At 27.0% G+C, this 13,758-nt stretch carries 13 protein-coding genes; 3 read left to right on the top strand and 10 right to left on the bottom strand.

Annotation, left to right across the window (positions count from 1 at the left end; genetic code table 11):
* Positions 1-3 precede the first annotated feature (3 nt).
* The 3 genes from BT997_RS03435 to BT997_RS03425 are packed head-to-tail and all read right to left on the bottom strand — an operon-like array spanning position 4 to position 2,385.
* Positions 4-1,245: an ArsS family sensor histidine kinase gene (locus BT997_RS03435; protein ID WP_072680040.1), complete on the bottom strand. Its 1,242-nt coding sequence runs from the start codon at positions 1,243-1,245 to the stop codon at positions 4-6.
* Complete coding sequence (locus BT997_RS03430; protein ID WP_072680039.1) at positions 1,238-1,921, bottom strand: response regulator transcription factor; 684 nt, start codon at positions 1,919-1,921, stop codon at positions 1,238-1,240. Before BT997_RS03430 ends, BT997_RS03435 begins: the two co-directional genes overlap by 8 nt.
* The gene (locus BT997_RS03425) at positions 1,918-2,385 is read right to left on the bottom strand and encodes a Spy/CpxP family protein refolding chaperone (protein WP_072680038.1); all 468 of its coding nucleotides are present in this window, start codon (positions 2,383-2,385) and stop codon (positions 1,918-1,920) included. The genes BT997_RS03430 and BT997_RS03425 overlap by 4 nt, the downstream gene beginning before the upstream one ends.
* 187 nt (positions 2,386-2,572) lie before the next feature.
* Between BT997_RS03425 and BT997_RS03420 the strand changes: the two genes are divergently transcribed.
* A complete protein-coding gene (locus BT997_RS03420; RefSeq protein WP_072680037.1) occupies positions 2,573-3,880 on the top strand; it encodes an FAD-dependent oxidoreductase in 1,308 nt (435 codons plus the stop codon).
* A 36-nt stretch (positions 3,881-3,916) separates the two neighbouring features.
* Here the strand turns inward: BT997_RS03420 and BT997_RS03415 are convergent, their stop codons facing one another.
* Positions 3,917-5,968, bottom strand: coding sequence for a thioredoxin domain-containing protein (locus BT997_RS03415; RefSeq protein WP_083568425.1), 2,052 nt, complete (start codon positions 5,966-5,968; stop codon positions 3,917-3,919).
* Positions 5,969-5,972: 4 nt separating this feature from the next.
* The gene (locus BT997_RS03410; RefSeq protein ID WP_083568423.1) at positions 5,973-6,500 is read right to left on the bottom strand and encodes a TlpA disulfide reductase family protein; all 528 of its coding nucleotides are present in this window, start codon (positions 6,498-6,500) and stop codon (positions 5,973-5,975) included.
* 135 nt (positions 6,501-6,635) lie between these two features.
* Between BT997_RS03410 and BT997_RS03405 the strand changes: the two genes are divergently transcribed.
* Both BT997_RS03405 and BT997_RS03400 read left to right on the top strand, forming a co-directional pair.
* On the top strand, positions 6,636-7,061 hold the full coding sequence (locus BT997_RS03405) for a DUF1566 domain-containing protein (RefSeq protein WP_072680035.1): 426 nt from the start codon (positions 6,636-6,638) through the stop codon (positions 7,059-7,061).
* Between the two features lie 84 nt (positions 7,062-7,145).
* Positions 7,146-8,006, top strand: coding sequence for a prephenate dehydratase (locus BT997_RS03400; protein ID WP_072680034.1), 861 nt, complete (start codon positions 7,146-7,148; stop codon positions 8,004-8,006).
* Between the two features lie 18 nt (positions 8,007-8,024).
* Here BT997_RS03400 and nudC read toward each other — a convergent pair whose 3' ends face one another.
* From nudC to BT997_RS03375, 5 genes are all read right to left on the bottom strand, one after another.
* The gene (nudC, locus tag BT997_RS03395; RefSeq protein ID WP_072680033.1) at positions 8,025-8,918 is read right to left on the bottom strand and encodes an NAD(+) diphosphatase; all 894 of its coding nucleotides are present in this window, start codon (positions 8,916-8,918) and stop codon (positions 8,025-8,027) included.
* A gap of 263 nt (positions 8,919-9,181) precedes the next feature.
* Complete coding sequence (locus tag BT997_RS03390; RefSeq protein WP_072680032.1) at positions 9,182-9,667, bottom strand: DUF6622 family protein; 486 nt, start codon at positions 9,665-9,667, stop codon at positions 9,182-9,184.
* Between the two features lies 1 nt (position 9,668).
* Positions 9,669-12,656 (bottom strand): transcription-repair coupling factor, encoded by a 2,988-nt coding sequence (gene mfd, locus BT997_RS03385; protein ID WP_072680031.1) that lies wholly within the window; start codon positions 12,654-12,656, stop codon positions 9,669-9,671.
* Positions 12,656-12,973 (bottom strand): hypothetical protein, encoded by a 318-nt coding sequence (locus BT997_RS03380; RefSeq protein ID WP_072680030.1) that lies wholly within the window; start codon positions 12,971-12,973, stop codon positions 12,656-12,658. Before BT997_RS03380 ends, mfd begins: the two co-directional genes overlap by 1 nt.
* A 15-nt stretch (positions 12,974-12,988) precedes the next feature.
* Positions 12,989-13,699 (bottom strand): DUF445 domain-containing protein, encoded by a 711-nt coding sequence (locus tag BT997_RS03375; RefSeq protein ID WP_072680029.1) that lies wholly within the window; start codon positions 13,697-13,699, stop codon positions 12,989-12,991.
* Positions 13,700-13,758: the final 59 nt, after the last annotated feature.

Here is a 13,758-nt window from a genome sequence, read left to right as displayed (position 1 = left end):
AGATTATTCTTCATCCTTTTTACATCTGAATATATTTATACCATTTTTGTATTCATATGATAAAGAGTAATTATTTGCTTTTAAAATGTTATGAATAATATATAATCCTAAGCCAAAAGAATTTTCTATTTTTTCTTCATTTGCAAAAAATGGCTCATAATATCTTTCTAAATCATATTTTAATTCTTTACCTCTATTTTCAAATATAATATCTTGATTTTCTGTTTTTATTTCAACTTTTTTATCAGGAGAATATTTAATTGCATTATCAATAAGATTTTTAACTGCAATTGAAAATAGTTTGAAATTTACTTCCAGTTTTTTATTTTCAAAATGACCTACTACCTCATCTTCTTCTACCATCAAAATATCTTTTGCATTATCTAAGATATCATCTAAAAAATAATAGTTTTTTTCAATATTTTTACTTGAAGAGATAAGCTCTTCAATAGAAGCAAATTCATTAATCAATGATTCTAAACGAATAAATACTTCTTTTAATTTTTCATCATTTTCTTCATTTCTTTCGATTTCTGTTAAAAATTTTCCCTTTGTAATAGGAGTTTTAAGCTCATGCATAATATTTCGAATAAATACATTTCTAGCTTCTTTAATATCTTTTAATTTTTTTGCAGTCTTTTTAAACTCCATACCAAGCATTGATACTTCATCTTTACTATTACTATCACAACATTCAAAATCAAAATTCTCATCACCTAAATTACTTACTTTATCTTTAAGAACTTTAAGAGGCATAAGTTTTTTTATAGTTACAATAAACGATAGAATTAAGGTAATTAATATAATTGCAAAGACTAAAACAATATAAATCTTAGAATTTTTTGTAATTTCATTTTTATCTTCAACTAAAAAAGTTTTACCTCTATTTTTAATATATATAAATTGTCTATCATTTACTTGTAAAACTCTTAGTAATGAATCTTTAAATCTTCTTTCTACAATAACTTTTGTTTTTGGGTTATAAGTAATTCCATCAATTGGACCTTTTCTAGTAAATAATTCATAATTTAAAGCTGTGAAATTTTCTTTGAACTTTTTATTAACACCACCTTTTCTAAAGTGTTGTCTATAAATCATTTTAGCAACAGGTGTATATTTTTCTAAAAGATGATGTTCCATCTTTTTTTGACTTCCAAACATCATTATTCCAAAACTAATTATTACTAAGATAATTGATATTATAAAACTTACTGTTATTGTGAAAAATATTGATTGTCTATTCATTTGTAAATTTATACCCCATTCCTCTTATTGTATGAAGATAACTAGGTTCTTTTGGATTATCTTCAATCTTATGTCTTATTCTATTAATTATAACAGCTAATGAACCTGAATTTTCATAATCAGAATTCAGTAAATCAGAGTTTTCAAATATATCTTCTCTACTTATTACAAAACCTTCTCTTTTTAACATCAAAGATAAGACTTCATACTCAGCAGCTGTTAACTTAATATACTTTCCATTTTTTGTTATCTCTTTTTTATCACCATTTAGTTTAAAAAGAGATTCTTTTTCATTTTTTTCTTCTATTCCATTATGGTTAAATCTTCTTAAAATAGTTTTAATTCTTACTTCTAATTCTCTTGGGTCATATGGTTTAGGTAAGTAATCATCAGCTCCAAGTTGTAAAGCTGTGACTTTGTCTGTTATATCACTTCTTGCACTTGAAATAATAATTGGAATATCAAAATCTTTTACAATAGCCTTACACACATCAAGACCATCCATTCCAGGGAGAGTTAAATCTAATATGATTAAATCATACTTATAAAGTTTTAAACTACTAAGAGCCAAAAAAGGCTCTTCGTAGTTTGTTACTTCTATATTATATTGCTTTAAATATTGAGTTAGAACATCTGCTAATTCTAAATCATCTTCTACCATCGCAATCTTAATCAAAAATTCATCCTTTTTTCCATCATAGCCATTCTTTTTTCTTTTTTAAGTTCCATTAAAACTTTGAATTGCTCTTTTTGTTTTGGTGTTAGAATCTTATAAACTCTATCAATCATTTCTGCTTTAGATTCTATCATATTCTCTCTTTTTTGTTTCATTATTTCAATAAATTTTGCTTTATTAAAACCATCTTTTGTAAATGCTACATCAGGAGTAATTTTATTTTTCATCATATCTTTCTTGATAGTTTGAATTTGTTTAGTTTGTTCTGGTGTCAAGTTTAGCTTTTTTAATAAAGCCATTGGTCCATGTTGTCCCTTTTTATACCCTTTTTGCATCATCATTTTTTTTGCTCCTTGCATATTGCAATTTGCACCTTGTTTCATTCCTTGATTATTATAAGCTGCATAAGCTCCTGTTACTAATAATCCTGTTAATCCGATTCCTACTAATACTTTTGTTTTCATTTTCAATCCTTTTTTATTTGTTACAGTGAAATTATGACATGAGGCTTTTAATCATTTTTAAATCTTTTCTTAACGCTATATTAATGAGTAAAAAAGATTGACATAACAAAAACTTATTATTAATATAAATTTTATTTAACTTGAAAAGATTTTTTTGCTACAATAGTAAAAAAATAAAAGGTTTATTATGATTAGACGTGACTTTTTTAAACTCTCTATTTTAACAGCAGCATCTCTTACCTCTGTAAAAGCAGTTTCAAATGCAAAAACAAATAGTAAATCAACTAAAACAAAAATTGCAATTTGTGGTGGAGGGTTTGCAGGACTTTCTTGTGCAAAACAATTAAAAACATTAAATCCAAATTTAGATGTAACAGTTATAGAAAAAAGAGTAAACTTTTCATCTTGTCCATTTTCAAATGCATGGTTAGGTGAAGTTAGAAATATTTCATATGAAGATTTGAATTATGATTATAACAGCGCTATTGAAAAATATAAATACAATTTTATAAATGCAACTATTAGCGATATTGATAAAGATAAAAAAATCATTACTACAGAGCAAGGAACTATTGAATATGAATATCTAATTATGGCAGTAGGTATTGATTATAACTATAAAAAACTATTTAGACGAGATATAAAAAAAGCAAAAGAGTGTGAAGTTAAAGCTCCTCCTGGATTAAAACCTGGAAGTGAACACCTTAAACTAAAACGTATGATTAAAAACTTTAAAGGTGGAAATTTTGTAATATCTATTCCATCACAAGCTTATAAATGTCCCCCTGCACCATATGAAAGAGCTTGTATGATTGCAACATATTTTAAGAAAAATAAAATAGATGGAAAAGTAATTATAATTGACCCTAGAGTTAAGCCTGCTGCAAAGCCTGAAAGATTTACTCAAACCTTTAATGAAATTCATAAAGATATTATTGAATATAAATCAAATACAAAATTCAAAGATGTAGACTTTGATAAAAAAGAGATTTATATTGAAAGTTTCAATAAAAAAACTTTAGTATTTGAGAAAATTACTTTACCTTTTGAAGAAGCATCTATTATTCCGCCAAATACCGCAAATAAATTAATAAAAAAAGCAGGTCTAGAAACCTATGTAAATGGTTGGGCAAAACTTAGACAACCAACTTTTAGATCAATTTCACATGAAGATGTTTATATTATTGGTGATTCACAAGGAGAGTATCCTTATCCCAAGTCTGCGCAAATGGCTAACTCATGTGCTTATTTAGTTGCAGAAGAATTAGTAAATAGAATTAAAGGAGAAGGATATAAATACAAAACATATCTACCTGGAAATGTTTGTTACTCAATGGTATCAGAAAATAAAGCTGTATCAATTAGTCACTTATATAAATTTACAGATAAGGTTCATGTAACATCTATTACTTCTGATATTGATACTTTCACAGCTGACGCTGCCGAAGGTTGGTATTTTGGTCTAATTGAAGATATATTAGGAATCGAAAGCTAAAAAACTAAATTATAAAAAATAGAGTTTAAATAAACTCTATTTTTCTATATTCTTTTTTATTTCTTTTATTATTTCAGTAAAATCTTCACTATAAGAAAAACATATTCCAATTTTACAAGCTAAATATTTTTTTTGATTATCAAGCTTTTTTAATAAAAAAGGATAATTTATATACTCTTTATTTGATAACATCTCTTTTGTAGCTTTTAAAGATATATAACCTTTTTGATATGCTAGGTAAGTTCTTAATAACCATACAGAACTACTTGGTCTTGAAGATAAAACATAAGAGTTATTATCTAAAGATTTTTTAGCTAAATTTTGAAGTTCTAAATCATCAGTTAATAAAGCTATTTTTAGAATATTATCTATCATTAAAGATAATGAACTTTTATATGCACTATCATAAACATCTGCATGGGACTTAAACTCACCATCACTCATAAGCCAATTCTTCTGTTTATAAAACTTATTAATTGCCTCTTTGTTAAATTTCGAAGCTAAAGCTAAATATTTTTTATCTAAAGAAAAATCATAAGCTTTTAAAAGTGCAGAAATTAAAAATGAATAGTCTTCAAATAGAGCTTTTACTTTTGGTTTTTTATGTACTAATCTTTGATGGTATAAAATATCTTTTACATAAAGTTTTTTTAGAACTTCATCTAAAAGTTTGATTGCATTTTCACTATTTTTTTTATCTATTTTCCCTGCTTCAAATAAAGCAGAAATATACATAGCATTCCATGATGTTAAAATTTTATTGTCTATAAAAGGATAAGGCTTAAAAGAACGTAACTCTGTCAAATCTTTTTTTATTTTTTCTAAGTTTTTGAGAAATGTATCTTTTGATAAATATGGATTATTTAATCCATTTTCAAAATTACCTTCAAAAGTTATATTAAAATATTCAATAATCTCTTCTATTTCATTTGAAGAATAATTTTTTTTCTTTAAAAAATCTGCTACCTCATCATATGAAAATACAAAATAAGCACCCTCTTCTTTTTCATTTCCTACTAAACTATCTGCATCACTTGCACTATATAAAAGATTTTGATCTTCAAATCTTTTTTTAGTAAAAGAGATTATTCCATCTACAACATTTTTATAAAACTCATCTTTTGTAATAATATACGCTTTGGAATATGAGCTAAGAAGTTCTGCATTTGTATATAACATCTTTTCAAAATGAGGTATCATCCATTTTTCATCTACACTATATCTATAAAATCCGCCTTCTATTTGGTCATTTATCCCGCCATTTGCCATGGCTTTTAACATTTTAGTAGCTAATTCTAAAGCCTTTTCATCTTTAAAAACTTTATATATATCAAGTAGTGTTTCAGTTGTTGATGCATGGGGGAATTTTGGACGTTCACCTATTCCATGGTTTTCATGGTCAAAAGAATTATCAATTTCTTTTACAAACTGATTTACCAAAGAGATGTTTAAATCTTTTTTTTCATAAGAGGAGCTTCTATTCTCTTCTAATATTCTTTCAATATTATTTGAAATTTCATATATTCTCTTTTTATCATTTTCAAAACCAGATTGAATATCACGAAGAAGTTCTTTTATTCCAGTTCTTCCATAATTTTTTTCTACAGGGATATAAGTAGCTGCAAAAAATGCTTTTCTTTGGGGAGTTAAAATAATAGTTAAAGGCCATCCTCCTGCTCTTCTATTTACAAGATTATGAACATTTTGAAAATATTTATCAACATGGGGCATCTCTTCTCTATCTACTTTTATCGAGATATAGTTTTTATTTAAAAGCTTTGCAACTTCTTCATTTTCAAAAGACTCTTCTTCCATAACATGACACCAATGACAAGTACTATATCCAATAGAGAGAAAAATCATTTTATTTTCTTCTTTTGCTTTTTTAAAAGCCTTTTTGTTCCATGCCATCCAATTTACTGGATTGTGTGCATGTTGTTGTAAGTAAGGAGAATCTTCTTTTATCAGTTCATTTGTATATTTTTCTTTTGCATTTGTTATTGTACTCATAATGACAAAGAGTAGTAGAACTTTTAGAATCCTCATATAAAAAGATTGATTAATTTTATTTTTAAAAAAACTATTCATAAAATCAACTCTCTTCTTTTAAGCCATCAATCATCATTTTTAATTCATCCACTGTTAAATGAAAATTATTAAATCTTACAATTCCTTTTTTATCTACAATAATAGTCCAAGGGGTTCCACCTGTTTTATAATTTATCATTAGTTGTGATCTTTTATTGTTTAATCCACTATGTCCAACTGGCATGGTTAAAGCGTAATCTTTTATTATCTTTTTTGCTGCATCTATAGTATTTGTAGAAAAACCTTCAAAAACTGTTTGAACTGCTACAAAAGCTACATCTTTGTCATTTTCATAATATTTTGATAAAGTTTTTAATGTGGGAAACCCATGGGAATGACACCCTGGACACCATGATTGAAAACCATAAAGATATAAAACTTTTCCTTTGAAATCACCTATATCTAAAGAGCCTTTCCCATTTGTTTGAATCCACTTATCAACTCCAAAACTTGGTGCTTTTTGTCCTTCAATACCTCTTGCATTTAAACTCAATGTCAAAAAAAGAGTTAAGATTATATATTTTAATTTCATAGTTTTATCCTAAGTTATCATTTTTTAAATTTTAGATAATTAGTGTTTAGTGATTGTTAAATACATGATAATAATCAATTTTTTAAGAAAAAAAACTGATATAATAAAATCAAATTTTTATTATAAGGGTATTTAATGAAACTAATCACAACTCTAATTTTCACAGTTTTTCTTACTTTTGCAAATGCAGAATTAATAAATGAAAGTGAAAACATTATTAAAGATACAAAAACAAACTTCCTATGGCAGGATGATGAAGCAGTAAAAACTGAAAAAATGAGTTTTCATGATGCTTCAAAATATTGTAAAAACCTTACAGTTGATAATATAACAGGATGGGAACTACCTGGATTTTTAGAATTGTTTTCAATAGTTAATCCAAAAGTATATAATCCAACACTATCAGAAAAATTCAAAAATTTTGTAAATGACAACTACTGGAGTGGGAAAAAGTTTGGACATGGAACTAGTACTGAAGCAATTGTTATAAACTTTAAATCAGGAGCATTTAACAGAGAGCTTATGGTTGATAAGTTTTATGTAAGATGTTATAAAAAATAAAACAAAATTAACTTAATTAGAATTAAGCACTAAAGTTTTAACCTTGCATATTGTAAAATACGCAAATTTTAACTAAGGTTACAAATGAATAAAAAAACTATAGCATACCAAGGTGTGAGAGGTGCTTACTCCCATTTAGCATGCAATAATGTATTTCCAGATTCTGATTCAATTGCTTGTGAAACTTTCCAAGAAGCAATGTCTTTAGTGGAAAAAGATGAAGCTCACCTTGCTATGATACCAGTTGAAAACTCTACAGCAGGTAGAGTTGAAGAGATATATAGACTTATTCCTAAGATGGAATTAAATATTTTAGATGAACATTTTGAACCAGTTAAGCATTGTCTTTTAGGATTAAAAGATTCATCAATTTCAGATATAAAATATGTTTCATCTCATCCCCAAGCGCTTGCACAATGTCATGTAAATATAACAAATAGAAATATTGAAGCAGTAGCAAAATTTGACACAGCAGGTGCAGCACAAGAGTTAACTTCAATGAGAGACAAAGCTCATGGTGCAATTGCATCAAGCTTGTCAGCCGAATTATATGATTTAAATATTCTAGATAATGATTTTGGAGACCACCATGGAAATACAACTAGATTTCTTATTCTTTCAAAAGATATATTAACACCTGAATATGAAGAAAATGAATCATATATTACATCACTTGTTTTTGAAGTAAGAGATATTCCATCATCTTTATATAAAGCTTTAGGTGGTTTCGCTACAAATGGAGTTAACTTAATAAAGCTAGAAAGTTATTCCCTTCCAGGAAGTATGAAAGCAACTCAATTTCATATAGATATTGATGGGCATACTAGTGAAAAAAAATTACAACTTGCACTAGAAGAGTTAAAGTTTTTTGCTAAAAATATGAAACAACTAGGGGTATATAAAAGAAACTCTTATAGAGATATTATGAAAACTTTTAATGATTAAAAGTTTTCATTTTTAATTTTACTCTTCTATCCAAACCTCTAATAAATTTCTTGCTATAGCAATTTTATTTGGAATAGAAAAAATAGAATCTTCTTTACCATTTAAAACTGCTCGAACCTCATCTTTATGAACCCAAAAAGCATCTGCTATTTCATTTTTGTCAAGTGTCAGATCTTGAGATTTAGCTTTCATTCTCATTCCAACCATCAAAGTTGAAGGGAAAGGCCAAGGTTGAGAGAATAAATACTCTACATCATAAGCTTCTATTCCAGCTTCCTCAAAAAGTTCCCTTTTTGCTGCACCTTCAAAAGTTTCACCAGACTCAACATAACCAGCAAGACAAGAATATCTTCCTTCTTTAAAGTTTACACCTCTTCCAAGTAAACAATACTCACCAAAGGTTACTAACATAATAACAGCAGAATCAACTCTTGGGAAATGCTCTTTTTTACATTTAATACAATCCCTTCTCCAACCTGCATTTACTACAACAGTACTATCTCCACAAAAAGAACAATATTGATGAGACTCATGCCAATTTAGAACTGATGCACCTTGGGCTAATATTCCAAACTTCTCTTCATCTATATAATCAAAATTTACAAAATCTCGTAAAGATATTTTTGATAAACTATCTTTTAAATTAGCTTTCAATGTTGCAGAGAAATATATAATATCCTCATATTCTCCCAAAAGAATTATACTTTCGTATGAAATATTGTATTCATCAATCATATTTTTTGAAAATAAGCATATTTTATTTTCTTCATCTACAATAATATCATTTCCATCAAATAATAGAAACTTTGCATTCTTTGATTCTTTTAGTTTTTCAACTTCAAAATCCTTAGTTCGTATTTGGTCGAGTCTATTTAAGGGGTTTTGACTAAAATATGGATATAAAGTTTTCATATTTTTCCTTTTATATATATACTATTTTATATGATAATAGATTAGATGTTTATTTTAATTTTGAAGTAATAAAATAGTAAAAAGATAAATTTTTTTTAAAAGGGTGTAAAAGCACACTTTTTCTACACTTTACTTTATTATACTTTCAATTCGTAAGTAAACGAATACAAATTTTTAGAGATTTGTAGTTGTTAGTATTTTTAGACTCCTCCCTAAAGGTAAAAGAACATCCCATCTTTTACCTTTTCCCTAATTTTTTAAAATTAATTCAACATTTTTCTTAATACAAAAATTCGTCCAAAAAACATACCACTAAAAAACCCATATAAAAAAGAGACTATAGAAACAAAATAAATACTATTTATAAAAATCAACTCACGTGCAGTAACTACTCCTACAAAATATTTTGTAAAAAATATACACATAATTAAAAAAAGAGGAACAAAGCTTCCTTTTATAAAAAATAAATTCTCTTCTTCTATATATCTACTATCTAATGGCAATTTTAATAAATTATTTAAATATACACCAAATAATAAACTAAGCAAATAAAAACTAATACTTAAAAAATCTATTCCAAATACAGAAACAACTCCTATAAATGATAAGAAAAGCATAGCTATAGGTAAAATGAATAATCGTTTTAAAGAAATTTTCTTATCTTTAGTTTGCTGAAAACCAAGAAATAGTAAAAAGAAGAAAAGTATAAAAACCCAAATAGGAGTATTAGTTATAATATTAAATAACAAATCATTTCCTCAAATACTTTAAAGTTGTTGAAATAATATCATCATCATCTTTTGATGGACTTTTTATAGTCTCTTTTGTATCATCAGATTTAGTAAAAGTAACATTCATTTCATAAGAACTTATAGTTTTTATTCCTTTTGCTATAGCTAAAATTTTTATCATAATAAGCTCTAAAAACTGTTTTGTAGGAATATCTGGTTTTCCAAATCTATCTTCCATCTCTTCTTCTATTACATACACTTCTTGTTTATCATGAGATTTTGAAAGTCTTCTATAAAGTTCTAGTCTTACTCTATCTTCAACAATATAATCACTTGAAATAAAGGCTGAAATAGCAAGTTTAATATCAACTGTTTTACTCTCTTCTTTCTCTTCTCCACTTAAAGATGCAAGGGCATCTTCTAACATCTTAAGATATAGACCATAACCTATTTGTTTAATATGTCCACTTTGAGCTTCACCAATAATATTTCCACCACCCCTGATTTCTAAATCTTGGTGAGCAAGTGCAGTTCCACTTCCTAAGTATGAATTTGATTCTAAAGCTACAAGTCTTTTAATAGCATCTGAAGTTATCTGTTTTTTATCTTCTACTACGTAATAACAGAATCCTTCTTTATCACTTCTTCCTACTCTACCTCTAAGTTGATGTAAATCAGCAATACCAAATCTATCAGCACCATCAATTATAATAGAGTTTGCATTTGGTAGATGAAGTCCTGATTCGACAATTGATGTTGCAAGTAAAATATCAAACTCTTTATTATCAAATCTTTCAATAATCTTTTCAGCCTCAGCTGGTTTTATTTTAGAGTGTATTATCTCTATTTTGATATTTGGAACTATCTCTTCTATATCATATTTTTTAGCTTCAATTGAAGCAATATTATTATGTACATAAAAAAGCTGTCCACCTCTTCTTTTTTCTCTTAGAACAACTTCTTTGATTAGTTTATCACTATACTCTTTTACATAAGTTCTTACACCAAGTCTTTCACTTGGAGGAGTTAATAAAGAACTCATACCTTTTAGTTTTGAAAGAGCAAGGTTTAATGTTCTTGGAATTGGTGTTGCAGACATAGAGAAAATATGTACATCATCTCTAAGTTCTTTTAGTTTTTCTTTTTGTTTTACACCAAATTTATGTTCTTCATCTATAACAACAAGAGCTAAATCTTTTGTTTTCACAGATAATAAAGAGTGTGTTCCAATTACAAGTTGTAAGTCGCCATTCTCAAGCTCTTTTTTAATTTGATTTTTTTCTTTAGTAGATGTTTTTCCATCAAGTTTTGCAACCCTTATTCCATACTCTTCAAATCTCTTTTGCATACCATGATAGTGTTGAGAAGCTAAAAGAGTAGTAGGACATACAAATAATGCTTGAAAGCCATCTAAAACAGTTGCTAAAAGCGCATTCATAGCAACTTCAGTTTTTCCAAATCCAACATCACCAGATAGAAGTCTATCCATAACCCGCCCAGAGCTTAAATCTTCAAATATCTCTCTTACACTTCGAGATTGATCTTTTGTATAATCAAATCCTGCATTTAATTTAAAATCTGTCAAAACTTTCTTATCTGTATTTATTTTGATTCCATTTACAAGTTCTCTTGCCGCTGCTAGCTTAATAATATCATTTGCAATAGCAAATAATCTATCTTTTACTTTCTCTTTAAGTTTTGCAAATGAACCTTTACCAAGCTTATCCACAACAGCATATGAACTTCCATCTGCTACATATCTATCTATTAAATCAATATTTTCAACAGGAAGTAAAAGTTTATCATCTCCAGCATACAGAACAACTACAAAATCTCTTTTTGCACCCATTACAACAACTGGTTCTATTCCTTTATATTGACCAATACCATGTTTTTCATGTACTACAAAATCTCCACCTTGCAACTCATCAATAACAAGTCGTATCTTCTTTTTTCTTTTCTTTTTTATCTCTTTATTTAAAGAAATTATTACTTCATCGTTACTAACTAGATTTAAAATATATGGTTCAAATACATAATTGATATTTTTATTACTAAGCTCTAAATCATAGGCTTTTACTTTTGCTTCAGTAGTAGAGATAATAGTAACTTTTTTACCTTCATGAAAAGAGATAAACTCTTTTACATTTGCAGGGGCGATCTCTTTATAATCTTTTGCATTAAAAACTTGAGGAGTAGATAAAAATTTATCTTTGTTAATTCTTTTATCTTCAAAAACATATGCTTCATCTAATTCATCAAGAGCATCTTTTGTAATAAATGAATTTAAATTATGAGGTAAATATTCACCTAAATCATTTAAATACCAAAACCCTAAAGAGTGAATATCTTTTATGAAAGCATCAGACTCTACAGTTTCTATTTGTTCATTTATCTCTTCTAAAGATGATTCATCAAGTGCTAAAAAAGCAGGAGTTATTTTAAAACTTTCAATCTCTTCTTTCTCACTTTTTTGATCTTCAATATCAAACTTACGAATACTTTCAACCTCATCATCAAAAAGAGATACTCTAAAACCAGTTTCACTTCCCAAAGGACAAATATCTATAATATCACCACGAATAGAAACCTCTGCTTCTGAAGTAACAATATCCACAAAATAGTATCCCCAATTGAAAAGCTTATTTTTAAACTCTTCTATATTTATAGTATCAGCAAAATTTATTTCAAAAGAATCAAAACATTTCTCTTTTGGCATAGGAAAAGATATTGTTCTAATAGGTGAAATTAAAATTTTATTTTGTTTTTTATAAGAGTAGTAGCCATTTAAAGCTTTTGTAATATCTTGTAACTCAGTAGAAAAAGACAATAAATCATCGCCAAAATTTGCTCTAAAATCAGATAAAACAAAAGGAGTAAATCCTAAAAAAGAGACAATATCAGAAGCTTCTTGAGCTTGTTTATCATCATTTACTATTAAAAGTTGACATTCTTTTAATCTTTTCTCATCACTTAAATTTTTTAAAAATTCATAAATATTATTCACTATTTATCTTCTTTTGGCTCTTCAACTAGTTCAAAATCATTTGTATTTTTATCATAATAATAAGCAGGATAAGGAGTTTCGTTTAAAAGAAAAATAAGATTTGCATCACCTTGAAAATCTTGCTTTTGTAAACCTTTTTTAAATACTTCTAAAATATATGCTTTTGTAGAAAATGTTGTTGTTGATGATTTTGCAGTATATACAAAATTTTCTTCTTCAACTACAATAAAACCCTCTTTTACAACATGTTTCTCAAATTTTTCTTTATCTTCTAAACCTGCTACATCTAATAATACTAGTACCTCTAATTGATCCATCTATAATCCTATCTTTTATTTTATAACTAACGAACTTGCAAGTCCAATTAGTCCCCCAAAAACTGCACCCCAAATAACTAACCATCCAAGATGCTCTTTAATCATATTTTGTATAAGTTCTTTTACCATTTTTGGTGTAAGTTCATCAAGTCTTGCATTTACTATTGAACTTAATTTTTTATGAATATCATCTGAGAAATCATCAGATTTTAATGCCTCACTTAATATAACTTGAAAAGAATCACTCTTTGATATATCTACAATTGAAGCTTGTAATTTTGTAGTAAAAGGTTCTCTTAATGGTTCTAATGCAGCCTCTCCTCCAAACATACCAAGCATCCCACCAAAACTTGATTCCATAACTGCTTCTTTTAAAGAATTATATGCAGGAGTAAAGTCTGTCTTATTTAAAACTTTTTCAAAATCTATTGTATTTTTTGCACTACTTACTTCATCTTGGAAAAATCTCTTTAAATTCTCTGGAGTAAAAAATTGATTCATAAGTAAGTTATGTATAGATTCTTTAAATTGTTCAAACTTCTTTTCAATAACGCCCGAACCATAAAGATAAGGAACCTTCTCAAAAAGCATATGAATAGCAAGTGTATTTGTAACTGCTCCACTTAATGCAAAAAGTCCAACCATAAAAATTACGTTATTATCATTTGAGTAACCAAATGCCATTATTAAGACTGTTAATAAATTTGTAATATCTGTTTTAGTCATTTGAAAAAATCCTTTTTTAAATAAAAAAGGATTTTATCATAAGTTTTGTAAAAAAATTT

Source organism: Arcobacter sp. LA11 (genome assembly GCF_001895145.1).
Classification (GTDB): Bacteria; Campylobacterota; Campylobacteria; order Campylobacterales; family Arcobacteraceae; genus Halarcobacter.
Note: the sequence above shows the minus strand (reverse complement) of the source record. Positions and strands in the feature narration are given on the sequence as shown.

What these genes read in the sequence shown, in the direction of transcription:
- BT997_RS03380 (WP_072680030.1), bottom strand. Translation starts at nt 12,973, where the DNA reads ATGGATCAATTAGAGGTACTAGTATTATTAGATGTAGCAGGTTTAGAA.
- BT997_RS03410 (WP_083568423.1), bottom strand. Translation starts at nt 6,500, where the DNA reads ATGAAATTAAAATATATAATCTTAACTCTTTTTTTGACATTGAGTTTA.
- BT997_RS03420 (WP_072680037.1), top strand. Translation starts at nt 2,573, where the DNA reads ATGATTAGACGTGACTTTTTTAAACTCTCTATTTTAACAGCAGCATCT.
- BT997_RS03375 (WP_072680029.1), bottom strand. Translation starts at nt 13,699, where the DNA reads ATGACTAAAACAGATATTACAAATTTATTAACAGTCTTAATAATGGCA.
- BT997_RS03400 (WP_072680034.1), top strand. Translation starts at nt 7,146, where the DNA reads ATGAATAAAAAAACTATAGCATACCAAGGTGTGAGAGGTGCTTACTCC.
- BT997_RS03415 (WP_083568425.1), bottom strand. Translation starts at nt 5,968, where the DNA reads ATGAATAGTTTTTTTAAAAATAAAATTAATCAATCTTTTTATATGAGG.
- BT997_RS03425 (WP_072680038.1), bottom strand. Translation starts at nt 2,385, where the DNA reads ATGAAAACAAAAGTATTAGTAGGAATCGGATTAACAGGATTATTAGTA.
- BT997_RS03405 (WP_072680035.1), top strand. Translation starts at nt 6,636, where the DNA reads ATGAAACTAATCACAACTCTAATTTTCACAGTTTTTCTTACTTTTGCA.
- nudC (WP_072680033.1), bottom strand. Translation starts at nt 8,918, where the DNA reads ATGAAAACTTTATATCCATATTTTAGTCAAAACCCCTTAAATAGACTC.
- BT997_RS03435 (WP_072680040.1), bottom strand. Translation starts at nt 1,245, where the DNA reads ATGAATAGACAATCAATATTTTTCACAATAACAGTAAGTTTTATAATA.